The sequence below is a fragment of the Nitrospirota bacterium genome (assembly GCA_016214845.1).
GTDB lineage: Bacteria > Nitrospirota > Thermodesulfovibrionia > UBA6902 > UBA6902 > SURF-23.
In genome coordinates, this window is the sequence record JACRMS010000026.1 from 172,089 (window position 1) to 188,418 (window position 16,330).

Below are 16,330 nucleotides of genomic sequence, written 5' to 3' on the forward strand. Positions count from 1 at the left end.
GCTGTTATTTTTCTTTCTTTTCTTTTTCGTGATCGTTGAATCCGGGATAGAGTTCCTTAAAACACTCGGGACACAGTCCATGTGAAAAATCCACCCCGATATAATCATTGAAGTAAGATTCAACATTGTGCCAATACTCCTGGTCATCCCGGATCTTTTTGCATTTGGCGCAGATAGGGATGATATCGCGTAAAGTGGATATCTCGCTGATATCTTCGAGGATCAGCAGGGCAAGCGGCTCTTTTCTGCCCGGTACCGGGCTTGCCGTTATCAGCACTTCGAGTTCTTTTCTTGTCCCTTGAAGCAGGATATCGATCTTGGTCCGTCTCCTTATTACGGCCTGACCCTGCAGACAGCCAGTTACGGAATTCCTTATCACACAGTTACGGCAAAACGGCGCCCTCCCGCATCCTTCCGCAACATCATGAGAGTGCAGGCAATGAAGCGCCTCGCCGCCCCGCCGCTTCAGCACGGTTGCCTTGTTCAGTCCAAACACTTTCTCAGCGGCAATGTTCAGATCATGGATCCTCACGTCATCATCGACCACAAAGATCATCAGAGGGATCGCATCCAGTATTTCCCTGTAGTATGAATTTCCAATATTCTCCATCTCTTCTCCTTAGGTATATGAAACCGAAAAATGTCTGATTAAAATTCTACAGCGGAATCAGGCGCAGCGCAAGTTTTTTCAGGCAAATTTTCAGTTCGGCTTAAAAAAAGCCGATAAAAAACTAAAATCCTTTGAGGAAGGATAAGTGAATGGAAAAAGACAGTGACTGGTTTAAAGAAGAAATAAAAGAGATCCAGACACGGCTTGAGAAATTAATTAAGGCAGTTGAAGAGCTGACTGAAGAAAAAGATGACAAAGAAAGAGATTATGGAATATAAAGTGGTCATACAGGAAAACCTGGACGACGGCAATTTGTTTTTTCACAACTACCCCCTTGAACCCTTTTCCTTTAAGGAAGCACTGAAGTTCAGGGCGATGAGTTATCATTCCGATTGTTTTTTCATTGTAGAGTATTCTTTAAATTGATCATTCAGGTTTAATTATAACTCCTGCCGAATATAACACATTCATCTCAAGCCGTATTCCTTCAGTGCCTGAGAGACATTCAATCTCTCTCAGATGTTCTCTTCTGAATCTTTCCAGATCTTTCGGAGTGAGGCTGCTTACAAACCGGCGAAGACCGGCATTCCATACTATGTCCCACCACTGACCGGCATCTGTAAGATAATAGCTTATATCTTTTGTGTTGACGCGAACTTCGGATAAACCGGCCTTTTCAAAAAGAGCAGCACACTCTTCCTGTGTTGAAAGACGCCGCCACGTGGGAGGCGTCTCCACTCCGAATTTTTCTATTCGTTCAAAAAACATATCTACCTGGGGAGAAAACGTCCCGCCTTGAAAACTCGTCGCAAGGACCCTGCCGCCGGGTTTCACTTTTTCCATGACTCGGCGAAGCATACCTTCCATGTCCTCAACAAAAAAGATGCTGAAGGAAAACACGGCAGCGTCAAAATTGTTTTCCGGAAAATCAAGTGCCTGCATGTCCATAGAAAGCAGATCAATATTGCGGATGTCTCTTTCCTCGATCTTTGCCTTTGCTCGCGCAAGCATTCCCTCTGAAAAGTCGATCCCCGTGACCCTCCCCTGCGGCAAGACAGCGGCAAGCGCCATCGCGGCATGGCCCGTGCCGGTTGCGACATCGAGCACATGTTCATCGCCTTTCAGATTTAGATACTCTGAAAGATGTTTGGCGCTTTCAGGGAAGAAACGCAACGCGGGATTGTCATAGCCCACAGCCACGCTATTAAAAGCCTCCCTGAGCTTCTTTTTCATTTCCTGTTCCTGAGATTCATTATTATCAGACATCTACTCAGTCCTCCACTTACATTTATAAGAACTCTTTCCTCACCGGCGACCATGCGTCCACGGCTCTGCAGGGCTTGCTGCCTGTGGAGGCAGAATGAATAATGTTTGATGGAATGGCTATTACTTCACCGGATTTCAAAGCAACGGTCTTTCCTTCATAGGCAAAAGTCAGCTCCCCCTCCAGTATGAGAGTGATCTGCTCCGCCTCATGCGAATGCTCCGGGAATTTGGTGTCCGGCTCCATTTCGAAATAAGTTAGCATCGCCTTTTCCAGACCGACAGCCCACATCTTCGCACCGGGGACGTTAGGTTTTAATGATAACGCATTGGCGTTGTATACTTTGATTTTCTTCATATGTCTTTAATCCTTTTTTAAAATGACATCCACCATTGTTTTCGTGTCCTGGCAAAACAGTTTTTTGATCTTGTCCCTGTATTCCTGAGGGGTGATCTTCTCCTGGTGCGTCCCGATTATAATCTTGATATCCGGGAATGCCTCCTCTATCGTCTTTTTGTATTTCTCCTGAAACGGGCAAAGCGCCTTCATGCAGAAAGTGAAATGGATCGCATCCACCTTGAATTCGGTCAGTCCCCGGATACGCTTCAATAATTTATCCGGCCCTGTGAGGGTCGGGCATCCGGGACAGTTGATTATGCCGATGAGGTCCAGCGGCTCATCTTTGGGATAAGCCTCAAAGGCCCCGGCCCTCTTTCGTAAATCCGCCAGACAACTGACTGACGAACACCCAAGTTCCTGCGTTGCGTTAGAGCATGTTAAAATTCCAATCCTTGCCATTTTATTTCCTCCTTTGATATTTCCAGAACTTTTTCCGTCATTTCCGTAAATTTTGAATCTCCCGCGCCATTGAGTCTATATCATAATCGGCAGTATCGCTGTCCGTTAAATATTTGTTCTCCCTGCAATATGATGTCAGTTCGTATAATGCGCACCGGAATTCTTCCTTAACGGTTTCCATTTCACCCATACCATCGCAGCCTTTCTGCCTTTTTTGAGCAAGCAGATATATATCAGCGTATTCCCGCGCATTGCAAAAAAGTTTTGAGAGATTGACGTCTGTTTGCGTAATCTCCTTTATTAAATAAAGCAAGGTCGACATACCGCCTCCTTCTCATTTTATAACAGGCCTCAGTAAACCCGGGAGGACGGTCTTAACAAAAGCTAAGAATGTCCCCCGGGTTGAGCTTTAATAAATTCCTGATGTTAAGAACATCCACAACCCCCGCCTGATGAGACTGGAGCGGCGTTGTCACCTTTTGCCAGGCCCAGCGCGAGTTTGTCAATTCCGGATGCCGCTCCTTTTCTTACAGCGGTCCCGACCTTGACTGCTTCCGCGATCTCCTGCTCATCCGCCCCGCTTTCTTTGGCCTTGCCGACATGATACTGTAGACAGGGCTGACAGTTTGCGGTTACAGAAGCGCCGACGGCAATCAGCTCTTTGATACGGATATCGAGTTTCATTGTATCACCTCCTTTTCCATTTAGACGAAAAACAGAAAAGAAAGGATACAGAATATTATTTGCTCCGGAATTTCAAAAAAGTATTCTTCCTGTCACAGGCAAATTCATTACGTTCATCCCTGTAAAAATCGCAATGAGACTCAAGAGCTTTTTTCAGCATGGCGCGGGCACGGTGCAGCCTTATCTTGACCGTATCAAGGCCCAGGCCGAGGACATCGGCGATCTCTTTATTCTTTAATTCTTCCAATTCCCCAAGCACGATAACAGTCCTGTAGTCCAGCGGCAGGTTATTGACGATGTCCCGGATACACTCATTCATTTCCTTACGGATAAACTGCCGGTCAGGCTGCAGGACCTTTTCGCCTGCAAGAATATCGTCCTCAAGGACTGGGCCATCATCTCCGGTTGATCGAGTGTTCTGATCATTTTGGAACCGGGTACTGCGCAGCTTATCCAGGGCAGTATTTGTAGCGATACGATATATCCACGTGGAAATTTGAGATTTCCCCTTGAAATCCTTCAATGAATTACTGACCTTGAGAAAAACATCCTGTGACAATTCTTCAGCCACACTCCTGTCAAAAAAGCGCATGAGATACCTGAGTATTTTATGCTTATGCTTCTCATAGATCTGATGGAATTCGAGTTCATTCGTCATATGAGTAATCTTGCTTGTATCTCCTGGTCCTATTTCTTCAAATATTTCATCTGTATATTGGCAGGGATCATTGACTCGCCTTCGGGCCTCGAAGGCAGGGATTTCTTGATCTCTGACGCGATCTGCGCGGCATCGCCGGAGTTTGCGGCTAATTCCTTTGCCTTTTTATCAAAGGAGATCAGATAATTCTTCATGTCTTCTATATCTTTTTTGCCCGATACCGGCCCGTGTCCGGGGATTATCGTTACATCGCCCATTGATGAGATATGGTCAAGGACCTTGACCCAGCCGTCAATATCTCCGTCGGCCATAAAGGGATGATACCCTGTAAACAGGATGTCGCCGGCAAACACTATCTTTTTGTCCGGCAGACAAACCATTATGCTGTCATTTGTATGTGAAGCGCCATGAAAAATTAGCTCCACTTTCTGGTTACCGAGATCGATTTCCATCCTGTCGCTGAAGGTCAGCGCTGGATACGCGATCATGGTCCCTTCCATGTCTTTATCTGTAAGGCCGTATACCTTTGCATTCTTTAACGCGGCCTCGCCCTGCTTCTCCATATTCAGTTTGCAATTTTCATGAGAAATAATGACCGCCCCGAATTTTTCAAACTCTGAATTGCCGAATGTATGGTCCAGGTGAGAATGGGTATTGACAACATATTTCATGGGCTTGTCCGAGACCGCGCGAATGTCCCTGATGAAGCTCTGCGCCTCTTTTGCGGATATAAGCGTGTCAATTACGAGAATGCCCTTCTCTCCGATAACGATCCCGGAGTTTGCGCCGAAACTGTTTGCGGGAGAACCCTGTTTTACGTCAGCATACGAATAAACATTGCCGGCGATCTTTGTTAATCCGCCCTGCGCTGTTGCTGCCGGTACGAATGTCAGTGAGTAAATAAGTGCAAATACAATTACGCTCAGAACAGTAAACCTTCCTCTTGAAAATTCTTTCTTCATCTTTCCTCCTTATTTAAGATTGCTTCATCATATGATGTTTGGATTTAAAACCCGGCCCTCTATTTTATCACCTCCCTTTAGAATTCAACATTCCCGTTACCAGTCACCCGTCACTTTTATTCTTTGCCCCCAGTATCACCATTACAACCCCGGCAAGGATTATAAGCATTGCTGAAATACCGGTTGCCGTGATCTGCTCACCTGCAAGCCAAACTCCCAATATGACTGCGATAACGGGATTGACGTATGCATAGCTCGTTGCAAGCGAGGGACGCACTTTATCGAGCAGATACATGTATGCAATGAATCCCACCAGCGATCCGAAGACCGCAAGATATATAACTGCCGCTACCGAATGCCACGTTGGGACCCCGCTCACTCTCTCGCCTGCAAGCAGACTTACGGCAAGCACAAGCACCCCGCCGGTTATCATCTCAGCCGCGCTTGCCATCATCCCCGAAGGAAGGGATATGCGTCTGCTCCACACGGAACCGAATGACCAGGAGACGGCCGAGATCATCAATGCGATCGCCCCGATCGGGTTGGCCTTAAGGTCAGCTTCAAAATTCAGGACCGCCACTCCGGCAAGTCCCAGGATAAGCCCGGCCCATTCAAGACGCGATGGTCTGTGCCCCCAGATCGCTGAAAATATAACTGTCCACAGAGGCACAGTCGCGATCAAAAGCGCCGCAAGTCCGGACCCAATCCATTGTTCGGCAAACGCAACTCCGCCGCCACCGCCTAACAGTAAAAGTCCTCCGATCAATGTCGCATTTAACCACTGGGAACGGTCAGGCGTACAGACACCTTTCATCCTCAGGAATACATAAAGTCCTGCCCCCGCCGCAAGAAACCGCACCCCCATCATGAAAAAGGGAGGGAAGTCCTTCAGCGCCACCCGTATCGCCAGGTATGTCGAGCTCCAGAATATATAAACCGCAAGCAGCGCAATTATTACCCTGGCCTTTACATCTCCTCTGATCGCTTTTAAAACCATATTGAATCTCTCAGTGTGTCAATGGTAGGGGCGGGTTTGAAACCCGCCCCTACTTATCCGCAAAGGCAAAGAGCCTTCTGAAATTAAACTCTATCCCGCGTTTCGTTCTATAGTTCTCAAATCCCATCGCGAATGCATATTTAAAACGCTCCTGCTTCTTCTCCGACAAAGGGGCAAGATACGGTCTCAGCGCTGCTGAAACTCCCCATTTAAGCACATCATTGATGCTGTCAAACAGGAGAACATAATCTTTGTAAGAGACATTGATATTACCAAAGCCCGCGTCTTTGAGAAAACCATACAGCTCTTCCTTCAACGGAAAACGCCACGGCGATTCCATCCTGTTGAATTTCTCATCAAGACCGAGAGCTGCGATAGCGCTTTGTATATTTTCCGACAACGTCCAGCAAAAGTCCTTTGCGGGCATTTGGACCGCAAGCCTACCGTAAGGTTTTAACGCCCTGTGTGCGCGGGCAACCACATCCTCCTGCTCTTTTATCCACTGCAGCGCGGAATTGGAAAATACAAGATCAAACTCTTTTTCGAAATCCATGGACTGTGCCGGAATTTTCAGCAGATGCATATTGCCGAGATCAGCAGACACTTCCCTCGCTTTTGAAAGCATCTCATCCGACGGGTCAATGCCGATGACATTTCCCCTTGCGGCAAGACGCGCAAGTTCAACCGTAAGCTTTCCGGTGCCGCAGCCGAGGTCGAGTACGCAATCATCTTCTCTCACCTTTGCCCTATCAATCAGTTCCATGCCTGCGTCGATCTGCGGGGCATGTGTCAGGTCATACTGCTCTGCGTCCCATTTCATGGCACACCTCCAAAATAAAAAAGCCACGGAAATTGTTCCGTGGCTTTTGAAGTTTTCTTATTATCCGGCTAACAGTTAATAGAACTCCTCCTCAGCCACGGCATTAATATGCCATGCGGCTTTAAGATTAAGGACTATCCTGACTGTCATCGGATTAGTGAAAAACATGTTTTAAGTATAGGCCAACTTATTTCCCATGTCAAGAATTTTTTTCAAAATGAATTTTTTATAACGTCTTCAACCTTGAAAATTCTTTAAGCGACCTCGAAACACAGTCCTCTATCGCCATGCCGTCAAAATAATTCCCGGTCAGCAAAAGCCTTTTCCCAGCGATCACGCTGTCGATCATGCCGGTCAGCTTCTCATGACCAGCCCTGAGTGAAGGCACTACACTCTCTCTTGATGCGACATGCATAATGTCTTCGCGCTTTATTCCAAGCACCTCGCTGATGCGCTTCAGCTTGGCGTCATGGTCCATGATGCCCGGTTTGAAATGAAAGGTGAAACCGCGGTACATGTCATGGTGAACAATGTCCCTGGAGACTACGGAGAAAAAATTATCTCCAAGCGGGATGAGCCCGGCGCAGGGGGCCATGCGGACCGTTTCCCTTTTCACTGCCACACCAACGGATTCAACCCGCGCCTCCCTGATCTGTGACAGGTATACAGAGACATCAGGGAATGACGCGGACAGGAGCCGCGCAGCAGCAGAAGGCGGTATTGCCAATGCGAGATTCCGTGACTCATATGTGCTGCCGTCTGTAGTCATGATTGCAAAGACGTCTTTATCAAAACTGATGTCACGGGTTTCCTTTCCGGTCATGACAGTTATATCTTTCTGCGAGACAATCGAATCCGTGATGGTCTGGATGCCGTTGTCCAGAGAAAATTTACGCATGATATCCTTTCTGCGGGGACGCTTTTTAAAAAGCATATCGGACGGGAAATCATCAGCGGCCTGACAGATCACGGCGCTGAGCGAAGGCGAAAGGACTTTTTCATAGTTATTGCTCCCGACGATCTTTGAATAATAGGACCTGATGCTCTGCCCTTCTTTTTTGAGAGTAAAAAGTTTCGGCACTGACAATAACAGCTCCACAAAATCAAGCTGAGAAGGAATGGATGTTATCCTGTTATCGGCAAGCATCCTGAAAGACACCTTTTCACGCTGGATAATCCGGCTGATAGCGCCGCTCTCTTCCAGAACACGAATGAGGTTGCAGTAGGAATTGTAACAGGTGTGGGCCCCGAGTTCTATCCAGAACCCATCAGTACCTTCAAAGCGCTGCGAATGAAACGTGCCCCCTGCCCTGTCACTTTTTTCCAGCACGAGGGTTTTAAATCCCGCCCTGGCGCAATAATGCGCAAGGCTCAACCCGCTGATACCGGCGCCTACGATTACAATGTCAAAGTTATTCATAGAGAACTCCGTTCCAATGGTTGCTGAAATGGAAGGCTGCGGAAGAATTTCTATACGACACCTTTAAAAGCAGAGGGCAAAGAGCAGAGTGCATAGAGTAAAAGGCATGAATACTATTGCCCTGAAGCAAAAATGTAATAAGTCGTTTGTCGATTATAGAAATTCTGTAGCAGGTTTTCATTTCAGCCCCATATATACTAAATATGTTTGTTGACTTATAACCTCTCAGACATTTTACATCATTTGCGTGCTTCAACATAGACGCTGACCACATAATCATCGAGGGATTCACCTTTACCCAAGCTGTTTAAGATCGCCCTGCCGATGGGGTCTTTTGTGTCCGGGTCGATGCAGGCCGAAGAACCTTTGACGGTCACTTTAACATTTTTAAATCCAGCGTCCTTAACTAATTTTTTATAGTCTTCGACAAGTATTGCTCCGCCTACACAGCCGACATATGCCCCCATGCTTTTTTTGATCTTCGATGAGAGACTTTTCTTCAGGGCGATATCCGAAATTGCAATTCTGCCGCCGCGCCTTAAGACCCTCTTCACCTCATGGAGGACCTTTTCTTTATCAGAAGAGAGATTGATGACGCAATTGGAAATAACAACGTCCACGGTATTATCTCCGGCAGGAAGGTTCTCAATCTCCCCAAGCCTGAATTCCACATTTTTGAATTTATTTTTCCGGGCATTCTCCCTTGCCTTCTCGATCATCTCAGGCGTCATGTCCACGCCAATGACCTTTCCGCTCCGGCCCGCATTCTTTGCCGCGAGGAAACAGTCAAATCCCGCGCCTGCCCCGAGATCAAGGACTGTTTCGCCTTTTTTGATACTTGCGAGCGCCGTCGGGTTCCCGCAGCTAAGCCCCAGGTTGGCATCTTCCGGAATAACGTTCAATTCCTTTTCCGAATAGCCGATGCCTTTGGCAAATTCCCTTGCGTCCGGCCCGCAGGCGCCGCAGCCGCAGCCCTTTTGCTCCTTGGCGATCCTGCCATAGGATTCTCTAACGACTTTCTTGATTTCAATTGATTTCATTTCGTAGCTTCCTCCTCGCTTGTTCCTGCACCTCGCCGTCTTCACTTTTGTAAAGCGGAAAGGTTAATATAAACTCTATTTTACAGGGGAGTTTAAAAAAAACAACTATGAAATACATCGTACTAATCGGCGATGGAATGACCGGCAGGCCGCTGAAGGAGCTCGGCGACAAGACCTGCCTTCAAAAAGCACGCACTCCTAATATGGACAGGCTTGCCGCGGAAGGCGTTATCGGCACGGCCCGCACCATTCCGCACGGATTTCATCCCGGCTCTGATGTTGCCAACCTCAGCATACTTGGTTACAACCCTGCTCAGTACTATACAGGCAGGGCCCCGCTTGAGGCCGCAAGCATCGGCATAAAACTCGACAGGGACGATGTCGCCTACAGGTGCAATCTCGTTACATTGAAGGCCGATGGTGATAAAACATTTATGGATGACTACAGCAGCGGTCATATAACCACTGAAGAAGCAAGCGAGATTATTAAATCTATTGGTAACGAACTCGGCAATGAGGAAATAAAATTCTATCCCGGAGTGAGCTACCGTCATCTGATGGTCTGGAAGAACGGACATGCTGATATTCAGTGTACGCCGCCTCACGACATACTCGGAAAAGAGATCAGCGGGTATATGCCGTCTGGTGAAGGTGAAAAGATTTTAAGGGATTTAATGAAGCGTTCCGTGAAAGTCCTTGAGACTCATCCCGTAAATCAGAAGAGATTGCGAGACGGAAAGAAACCCGCCAGCAGTATCTGGCTGTGGGGACAAGGCAGGAAACCGCAGTTGCCAACGTACCATGAAAAGTACGGATTGAAGGGCGCGCTCATCTCGGCAGTTGACCTGACAAAAGGGCTTGGCATATACGCGGGATTTGAGATTCTTAAAGTGCCGGGTGTGACGGGCTGGCTTGATACGAATTATAAAGGCAAGGCTGATTACGCCTTGAATGCGCTGAATGACGCGGACTTTGTTTATATACATGTCGAGTCTCCTGATGAGGCGGGACATTCGGGAAGTTATGAAGATAAGCTGAAGGCCATAGAGGATTTTGATGCGCTGGTTGTCGGGCCCGTGATGAAAGGATTGGCGGAAAGGTTTGACAATTACCGCGTCCTGCTGATGCCTGACCATGCGACCCCGGTTGCAGCAAGGACCCACACGCCCGATCCTGTGCCGTTCGTGGTATTTGACAGCCGTCACAAAATGAAAAACGAGGGCGCGGCATTTGACGAATCCATTGCTGAGAGGAAGAACATTATGGTCTTTGAAGAGGGATACAGGTTGATGGATTATTTTATCAAGGAGGTTTTTTAATAATGTTAATCGTTCAGAAATACGGAGGCACCTCTGTAGCGAACGTCGCGAGGATAAAAGCAGTCGCGGAGCGTGTTTCAAAAGCGGCGAAAGAGGGGCACAAAGTTGTTGTAGTCGTGTCAGCCATGTCGGGCGAGACCGACAAACTGATAGGGCTTGCCAACCAGATATCACAAAATCCCGGGGAGAGGGAAATGGACCTGCTGCTTTCATCCGGTGAACGCGTGACCAGCGCTCTTACCGCAATGGCTGTTGAAGCGCTGGGGCATAAGGCAATGGCGTTTACAGGAAGGCAGATGGGCATTATTACAGACGCGGTCCACACTAAGGCAAGGATAGAGAAGATCACTGGCGAAAGGGCCCAAAAGGCATTGAGTGAAAACTACGTCATCGTGGTCGCGGGATTTCAGGGTGTAACCGAGACAGATGATGTAACGACCCTCGGCAGGGGCGGCTCCGACCTTTCCGCGGTTGCGATAGCCTCTGCCCTGAATGCCGACCTGTGCGAGATTTACACTGACGTTGACGGGGTCTACACCACAGACCCCAATATCGTGCCGGAGGCGAAGAAGCTTGAAAAAATATCCTATGAAGAAATGCTTGAGCTTGCAAGCCTCGGGGCAAAGGTGCTTCAGACACGTTCTGTAGAATTTGCAATGAAATACGGAGTGCCTGTGGTGGTGAGATCGAGTTTCAATGATAACCCGGGAACGCTTGTTACCAAGGAGGACAAAGATATGGAGAAGGTTGTAGTATCCGGCGTCGCTTATGATAAAAACCAGGCCAAGATAACTGTGATGGCAGTGCCCGACACACCCGGAATAGCGGCAAGGCTTTTTAGAGGAATTGCGGATGCAAACATTGTCGTCGACATGATCGTCCAGAATATCAGCAGTGACGGAAACGCGGCTGATATTTCATTCACCGTTCCCAAGACTGACAGCAAAAAAACGCTGAAGCTGGCTGAAGAAATTGCAAAGGCGCTCAATGCAAAAAGCGTTAACCTCAGGGAGGACATTGCCAAGATATCCGTTGTGGGCGTCGGCATGAGGACGCATTCCGGGGTCGCCTCGCAGATGTTCGACACCCTCGCGAAACACGGAATAAATATCATGATGATCGGCACATCGGAAATAAAGGTGTCCTGCGTCATAGAGCTGAAATATACCGAGCTTGCAGTGAGGGTGCTGCATGAGGCATTCGGTCTGGCGCAATAGGAGTTGTATGAAAATAAATAAACACAGAGACACGGAGGCACTGAGAAACTTCTTATCTTCAAGTTATTCTCTGTGTCTCAGTGACTCAGTGGTTTCAGAGATATGGTAAAATAACGCCATGCGCAAAATTGAACTGTACGACACGACATTAAGAGACGGCGCCCAGTCAGAGGACGTCTCCTTCTCTGTAGAAGACAAGTTAAGGATAATGTGGAAGCTCGATGATCTGGGCATCCATTATATCGAAGGCGGATGGCCCGGATCAAATCCGCGGGACGCCGAGTTTTTTAACAAGGCAAAAAAGTTTAAATTTAAAAACGCGCAGCTCGCGGCCTTCGGTTCCACGTACCACGCATCCAACAAAGTAAACGACGACCCCAATATCAAGGCGCTCCTTGCGGCCAAAACCCCTGTAATAACCATTGTGGGAAAGACGTGGGACTTTCACGTGAAAGAAGCTTTGAGGGTTTCACAACAGACAAATCTTGAACTGATCTTCAACTCGATAGAGTATCTCAAAAAGAGGGTATCAAAAGTATTCTTTGATGCCGAGCATTTCTTTGACGGTTATAAGGCAAACCCGGAATATGCGCTGAAAGCCCTGGAGGCCGCTGTCACAGGCGGCGCTGACTGTCTCGTGCTCTGTGATTCAAACGGAGGGACTTTGCCTCCCGATATAGCGAAGATCGTGAAAATCGTATCGGAGAAATTTAAGTTTCCACTCGGCATACATGCTCACAACGATTCCGAATGCGCGGTGGCAAACTCTATTGTTGCCATTGAAAACGGCGTGATGCAGGTGCAGGGAACGATAAACGGCTTGGGTGAAAGATGCGGCAACGCCAACCTGATCTCCGTCATTCCTAATTTGAAATTAAAGTTGAAGTTTGACTGCATAAGCGACACTGACTTAAAGAAATTAAAGGGTGTCTCCAGGTTCGTGACCGAGATCTCGAACATGAGGCATTTCAAAAGACAGCCTTATGTCGGAGACAGCGCCTTTGCGCATAAAGGCGGCATCCATGTCAGCGCAATTCAAAGGCATCCCCAGACATATGAACATATCCGCCCTGACACAGTAGGAAATTATCAGAGAGTACTGGTGTCCGACCTCGGCGGCAGGAGCAATATCATCAGGAAGATAAAAGATTTTAAATTGAAGGTCGACCCTGATTCACCGAAGGTCACGCAGATTGTAAAGGAACTGAAAGAGCTTGAGAACCAGGGGTTCCAGTTTGAAGGTGCTGAGGCGTCGTTTGAACTTTTGATAAAGAAGACCTTCGGGCTTCACAGGAAATTTTTCGACCTTATGGGTTTCAGGCTGATCGTTGAAAAAAGAGAAGAAGGCGGCGCCCCTCTCAGCGAGGCGACTATTATGGTCAAAGTTGGAAAAACACTGGAGCACACAGCAGCGACAGGCCACGGCCCCGTTAACGCGCTCGATAACGCTCTCAGAAAAGCGCTTGAGAAATTCTATCCGCAGCTTAAGCATGTGAAGCTTCTGGATTATAAAGTTCGGGTGTTGACCGCAGGCGTCGGCACCTCAGCAAAGGTCAGGGTCCTGATCGAATCAGGAGATGAAACTCACAAATGGGGGACCGTTGGCGTATCGGAAAATATAATTGAAGCGTCATACCAGGCGCTGGTGGATAGTATCGAGTATAAATTATTGAGAGGGTAAGACAGTAACGAGTGATAAGTAACGGGTAACGAGTAAAAACTGCTCGTAACTCGTCACGCGTAACTCGTCACTTAAAGAATGATTGAAGAGACCGGCATAGTTTTAAAAACAGAAGGCAACATTGCAAAAGTTCTCGTTCACAGGAAAAGCGGCTGTGAAGGCTGCGCCGCGCAAGGGGCTTGCGAACCTTCCGACGCCGGGATGGAAATCGAAGCGCTGAATCCGGTAAATGCAAAGGCCGGACAAACCGTAAAGGTATTGATGAACCCTAAACTGTTTTTAAAGGGGTCTCTCCTCGTTTACGGAATTCCTTTGGCCGCATTGATCGCAGGCGCAATAATCGGGAAAAACCTGGGCGAAAGATTTTTCGGAAGCTCAAACTCCGATATTGTTGCCGCTGTCGTCGGCTTCAGCTCTCTTATATTATCGTTTATTGCTATAAAGCTGTGGACGCGCAACGCTGAAACAAAAGCCGAATACAAGCCGGTCATTGAAGAGATAATCAGTTAATTAACCACAGAGGACACAGAGATAATTTTTTGGAATAACAAAAAAGACTCAATCCACAGATTACTCAGATTAGCGCAGATTCCAATGAAGTTTTTAATAATCTGTGGAATCTGCGAAATCTGTGGATAAAATTTATCATGTTCTAAAATCTTTAAATGGGGAGGGTGACTTATGAACTTCGATGTTGAAAAAATCAGGAACATTGCAGTAATCGCTCACGGCGGGGCCGGTAAAACATCACTTGTTGAGGCAATACTTTTTGACTCTAAAATGACTGACAGGCTCGGGACCATTCAGGATGGGACTACAGTGACCGACTTTGAAACAGAGGAGATCGAGCGCAAGATCTCGATATCTTCTTCAAGCGCCTTCTGTAACTGGAACTCGCACAGAATTAACCTTATAGACACTCCCGGATACATAAATTTTATTGAAGACACAAAATGCTGTCTCAGCGCCATTGACGGCGCAATCGTTATCGTAAGCGCCCTGTCAGGGGTAAAAGCTGAAACGGAAAAGATATGGCAGTTTGCCTGCCGATATGAGATACCCCGGCTTGTTTTTATAAATAAGATGGACCGGGAAAACGCCAACTTCAAAATGGCCCTGAGCGACCTTGAAAAATCTTACGGCTCTACCGCAATCCCATTGAATATCCCCATCGGCACTGAAAATGACTTCGAAGGGGTCATCGACCTTGTCAACTTAAAAGCAGTAACGTATAAGAACGGGGCCCCGTCGGAAGGCCCGATACCTGATGCATATAAAACCGAGGTTGAAGAATACCGCAAGATGCTTATTGAAAAAATCGCGGAACTAAATGACGCGCTCCTTGAAAAGTATCTCGAAGGGGGAGAGCTCACGAATGATGAAATAAAAAAGGGCATCAGGGAAGGCTCCATCACGAGGAGATTTATCCCGGTCGTTTGCGGCTCGGCAACGAGGAACATCGGCATTCATCAACTGCTTGATACGGTCATACTCTGCCTGCCTTCGCCTGAGGAAAAGGCAAACATAACACCGATAAACGGAAAAGATCCAAAGACAGGAAATGAGATCAAAAGGAAGGCCGCAGCAAGCGAGCCGCTTTCCGCCCGGGTTTTCAAGACCATAGCGGACCCCTTTGCAGGCAAGCTGACGCTGTTCAGAGTCTACTCCGGGGTCTTAAAGGCGGATTCCACAGTTTATAATTCCACCCGCGACAACAAGGAAAAGATGGGCAACATTTTCTACCTGCTCGGTAAAAAGCAGGTTCCCGTAAAAGAAGTCGGCCCGGGGGAAATAGCGGCTGTCGCAAAACTCAAAGACTTTCAAACAGGCGACACCATCTCGGATGTCGCCAATCCCATACTTTTTGAGCCTGTCCAGTTTTCCGACCCGATGATCTCATATGCGATAGAGCCCAAGACAAGAGGCGACGAGGAAAAAGTCAGCACCGCGCTTCACAGGATGCTTGAAGAAGACCCGACCCTGAAATTCCACAGGGACGCGGACACAAAGGAGATGATCCTTGCCGGAATGGGGCAGGTGCATCTTGAAGTCACTCTCGAAAAACTGAAAAGGAAATTCGGCGTAGACGTATTGATGAAAACCCCGAAAATCCCGTACAGGGAAACGATCAAAGCCGCATCAAGCGCGCAGGGCAGATACAAAAAACAGTCCGGAGGCAGGGGACAATACGGCGACTGCTGGATAAAAATCGAGCCGCTTCCCAGAGGCGCCGGCTTTGAGTTTGTTGATAATATTGTCGGCGGCGTGATCCCGCGGCAATATATTCCTGCCGTTGAAAAAGGAATTATAGAGTCCATGAAAGACGGCTTAATCGCCGGTTACCCGGTCATTGATATCCGGGCGACTTTATACGACGGTTCTTATCACACAGTGGATTCTTCGGAAATGGCGTTTAAAATAGCAGGTTCCATGGCGTTAAAAAACGCAACCCAGAATGCAAAGCCAATCATTCTCGAACCGATTGTCAAGATAGAAGTCATTACACCTGACGAGTCGTTAGGAAATGTAATTGGAGACCTCAATTCAAAACGCGGTAAGGTACAGGGCGTTGAACCGCAGGCCGGCGGCAACCAGAAAATCATGGCCCTTGTGCCGATGGCGGAAATTTTGACTTATGCCAACCAGCTCAATTCCTTAACGAGCGGCAGGGGCATTTACACGATGGAAGCTTCTCATTACGAAGAGGTGCCTTCCCACCTTGCCCAAAAAATTATCGCACAAAAGGCAGAGACTAAGAAAGTCGAGTAAAGTGGGACATGTCACACATCTGTGACAGCATGCCCATGTGCAAAAAATTTTTTTGACCTTTTCAAATATATCTGATCAACTACATCTGCGT

The 16,330-nt window shown here is 47.6% G+C and carries 18 protein-coding genes; 6 read left to right on the top strand and 12 right to left on the bottom strand.

Going from position 1 to position 16,330, the window contains the following annotated elements; genetic code table 11:
• Nucleotides 1–4 precede the first annotated feature (4 nt).
• On the bottom strand, nt 5–610 hold the full coding sequence (locus HZB61_08580; protein ID MBI5056655.1) for a PAS domain S-box protein: 606 nt from the start codon (nt 608–610) through the stop codon (nt 5–7).
• A 249-nt stretch (nt 611–859) separates the two neighbouring features.
• On the opposite strand from HZB61_08580, the gene HZB61_08585 reads away from it, so the two are divergent.
• The gene (locus HZB61_08585) at nt 860–1,036 is read left to right on the top strand and encodes a hypothetical protein (protein ID MBI5056656.1); all 177 of its coding nucleotides are present in this window, start codon (nt 860–862) and stop codon (nt 1,034–1,036) included.
• On the opposite strand, the gene HZB61_08590 is transcribed toward HZB61_08585, so the two are convergent.
• The 11 genes from HZB61_08590 to arsM form a co-directional block, all read right to left on the bottom strand.
• Nucleotides 1,037–1,876, bottom strand: a complete 840-nt coding sequence (locus HZB61_08590) for a methyltransferase domain-containing protein (GenBank protein ID MBI5056657.1) — start codon at nt 1,874–1,876, stop codon at nt 1,037–1,039.
• Nucleotides 1,877–1,898: 22 nt separating this feature from the next.
• Nucleotides 1,899–2,231 (bottom strand): cupin domain-containing protein, encoded by a 333-nt coding sequence (locus tag HZB61_08595; protein MBI5056658.1) that lies wholly within the window; start codon nt 2,229–2,231, stop codon nt 1,899–1,901.
• A gap of 6 nt (nt 2,232–2,237) precedes the next feature.
• Nucleotides 2,238–2,672: a CGGC domain-containing protein gene (locus HZB61_08600; protein ID MBI5056659.1), complete on the bottom strand. Its 435-nt coding sequence runs from the start codon at nt 2,670–2,672 to the stop codon at nt 2,238–2,240.
• A 37-nt stretch (nt 2,673–2,709) separates the two neighbouring features.
• On the bottom strand, nt 2,710–2,994 hold the full coding sequence (locus HZB61_08605) for a hypothetical protein (protein ID MBI5056660.1): 285 nt from the start codon (nt 2,992–2,994) through the stop codon (nt 2,710–2,712).
• A gap of 104 nt (nt 2,995–3,098) precedes the next feature.
• Nucleotides 3,099–3,356, bottom strand: a complete 258-nt coding sequence (locus tag HZB61_08610) for a carboxymuconolactone decarboxylase family protein (GenBank protein ID MBI5056661.1) — start codon at nt 3,354–3,356, stop codon at nt 3,099–3,101.
• Nucleotides 3,357–3,411: 55 nt separating this feature from the next.
• Complete coding sequence (locus tag HZB61_08615; GenBank protein ID MBI5056662.1) at nt 3,412–4,014, bottom strand: sigma-70 family RNA polymerase sigma factor; 603 nt, start codon at nt 4,012–4,014, stop codon at nt 3,412–3,414.
• A 29-nt stretch (nt 4,015–4,043) separates the two neighbouring features.
• Entirely contained in the window at nt 4,044–4,976 is a 933-nt protein-coding gene (locus HZB61_08620) for an MBL fold metallo-hydrolase (GenBank protein MBI5056663.1), read from the bottom strand.
• A gap of 103 nt (nt 4,977–5,079) precedes the next feature.
• Nucleotides 5,080–5,973: a drug/metabolite exporter YedA gene (yedA, locus tag HZB61_08625; protein MBI5056664.1), complete on the bottom strand. Its 894-nt coding sequence runs from the start codon at nt 5,971–5,973 to the stop codon at nt 5,080–5,082.
• 49 nt (nt 5,974–6,022) lie between these two features.
• On the bottom strand, nt 6,023–6,793 hold the full coding sequence (locus HZB61_08630; GenBank protein ID MBI5056665.1) for a methyltransferase domain-containing protein: 771 nt from the start codon (nt 6,791–6,793) through the stop codon (nt 6,023–6,025).
• Between the two features lie 226 nt (nt 6,794–7,019).
• Entirely contained in the window at nt 7,020–8,213 is a 1,194-nt protein-coding gene (locus HZB61_08635) for an FAD-dependent oxidoreductase (GenBank protein ID MBI5056666.1), read from the bottom strand.
• Between the two features lie 239 nt (nt 8,214–8,452).
• The gene (gene arsM / locus HZB61_08640; protein MBI5056667.1) at nt 8,453–9,253 is read right to left on the bottom strand and encodes an arsenite methyltransferase; all 801 of its coding nucleotides are present in this window, start codon (nt 9,251–9,253) and stop codon (nt 8,453–8,455) included.
• Between the two features lie 107 nt (nt 9,254–9,360).
• Here arsM and HZB61_08645 point away from each other — a divergent pair, with 107 nt between their 5' ends.
• The 5 genes from HZB61_08645 to fusA all read left to right on the top strand — a co-directional run bounded on the left by HZB61_08645 (nt 9,361) and on the right by fusA (nt 16,239).
• Complete coding sequence (locus tag HZB61_08645; GenBank protein MBI5056668.1) at nt 9,361–10,572, top strand: cofactor-independent phosphoglycerate mutase; 1,212 nt, start codon at nt 9,361–9,363, stop codon at nt 10,570–10,572.
• Entirely contained in the window at nt 10,572–11,789 is a 1,218-nt protein-coding gene (locus HZB61_08650) for an aspartate kinase (GenBank protein MBI5056669.1), read from the top strand. Before HZB61_08645 ends, HZB61_08650 begins: the two co-directional genes overlap by 1 nt.
• Before the next feature lie 118 nt (nt 11,790–11,907).
• A complete protein-coding gene (locus HZB61_08655; GenBank protein MBI5056670.1) occupies nt 11,908–13,470 on the top strand; it encodes a citramalate synthase in 1,563 nt (520 codons plus the stop codon).
• A gap of 78 nt (nt 13,471–13,548) precedes the next feature.
• Nucleotides 13,549–13,980, top strand: coding sequence for a SoxR reducing system RseC family protein (locus HZB61_08660; protein MBI5056671.1), 432 nt, complete (start codon nt 13,549–13,551; stop codon nt 13,978–13,980).
• A 171-nt stretch (nt 13,981–14,151) separates the two neighbouring features.
• Nucleotides 14,152–16,239, top strand: a complete 2,088-nt coding sequence (gene fusA, locus HZB61_08665; GenBank protein MBI5056672.1) for an elongation factor G — start codon at nt 14,152–14,154, stop codon at nt 16,237–16,239.
• Nucleotides 16,240–16,330 lie beyond the last annotated feature (91 nt).

Excerpts from the sequence above, each read along its gene's own strand:
- HZB61_08620 (MBI5056663.1), bottom strand. The coding sequence starts at position 4,976 with ATGAAGAAAGAATTTTCAAGAGGAAGGTTTACTGTTCTGAGCGTAATT.
- HZB61_08615 (MBI5056662.1), bottom strand. The coding sequence starts at position 4,014 with ATGACGAATGAACTCGAATTCCATCAGATCTATGAGAAGCATAAGCAT.
- yedA (MBI5056664.1), bottom strand. The coding sequence starts at position 5,973 with ATGGTTTTAAAAGCGATCAGAGGAGATGTAAAGGCCAGGGTAATAATT.
- HZB61_08600 (MBI5056659.1), bottom strand. The coding sequence starts at position 2,672 with ATGGCAAGGATTGGAATTTTAACATGCTCTAACGCAACGCAGGAACTT.
- HZB61_08630 (MBI5056665.1), bottom strand. The coding sequence starts at position 6,793 with ATGAAATGGGACGCAGAGCAGTATGACCTGACACATGCCCCGCAGATC.
- fusA (MBI5056672.1), top strand. The coding sequence starts at position 14,152 with ATGAACTTCGATGTTGAAAAAATCAGGAACATTGCAGTAATCGCTCAC.
- HZB61_08595 (MBI5056658.1), bottom strand. The coding sequence starts at position 2,231 with ATGAAGAAAATCAAAGTATACAACGCCAATGCGTTATCATTAAAACCT.
- HZB61_08585 (MBI5056656.1), top strand. The coding sequence starts at position 860 with ATGACAAAGAAAGAGATTATGGAATATAAAGTGGTCATACAGGAAAAC.
- HZB61_08580 (MBI5056655.1), bottom strand. The coding sequence starts at position 610 with ATGGAGAATATTGGAAATTCATACTACAGGGAAATACTGGATGCGATC.
- HZB61_08590 (MBI5056657.1), bottom strand. The coding sequence starts at position 1,876 with ATGTCTGATAATAATGAATCTCAGGAACAGGAAATGAAAAAGAAGCTC.
- arsM (MBI5056667.1), bottom strand. The coding sequence starts at position 9,253 with ATGAAATCAATTGAAATCAAGAAAGTCGTTAGAGAATCCTATGGCAGG.
- HZB61_08660 (MBI5056671.1), top strand. The coding sequence starts at position 13,549 with ATGATTGAAGAGACCGGCATAGTTTTAAAAACAGAAGGCAACATTGCA.
- HZB61_08635 (MBI5056666.1), bottom strand. The coding sequence starts at position 8,213 with ATGAATAACTTTGACATTGTAATCGTAGGCGCCGGTATCAGCGGGTTG.
- HZB61_08605 (MBI5056660.1), bottom strand. The coding sequence starts at position 2,994 with ATGTCGACCTTGCTTTATTTAATAAAGGAGATTACGCAAACAGACGTC.
- HZB61_08610 (MBI5056661.1), bottom strand. The coding sequence starts at position 3,356 with ATGAAACTCGATATCCGTATCAAAGAGCTGATTGCCGTCGGCGCTTCT.
- HZB61_08655 (MBI5056670.1), top strand. The coding sequence starts at position 11,908 with ATGCGCAAAATTGAACTGTACGACACGACATTAAGAGACGGCGCCCAG.
- HZB61_08645 (MBI5056668.1), top strand. The coding sequence starts at position 9,361 with ATGAAATACATCGTACTAATCGGCGATGGAATGACCGGCAGGCCGCTG.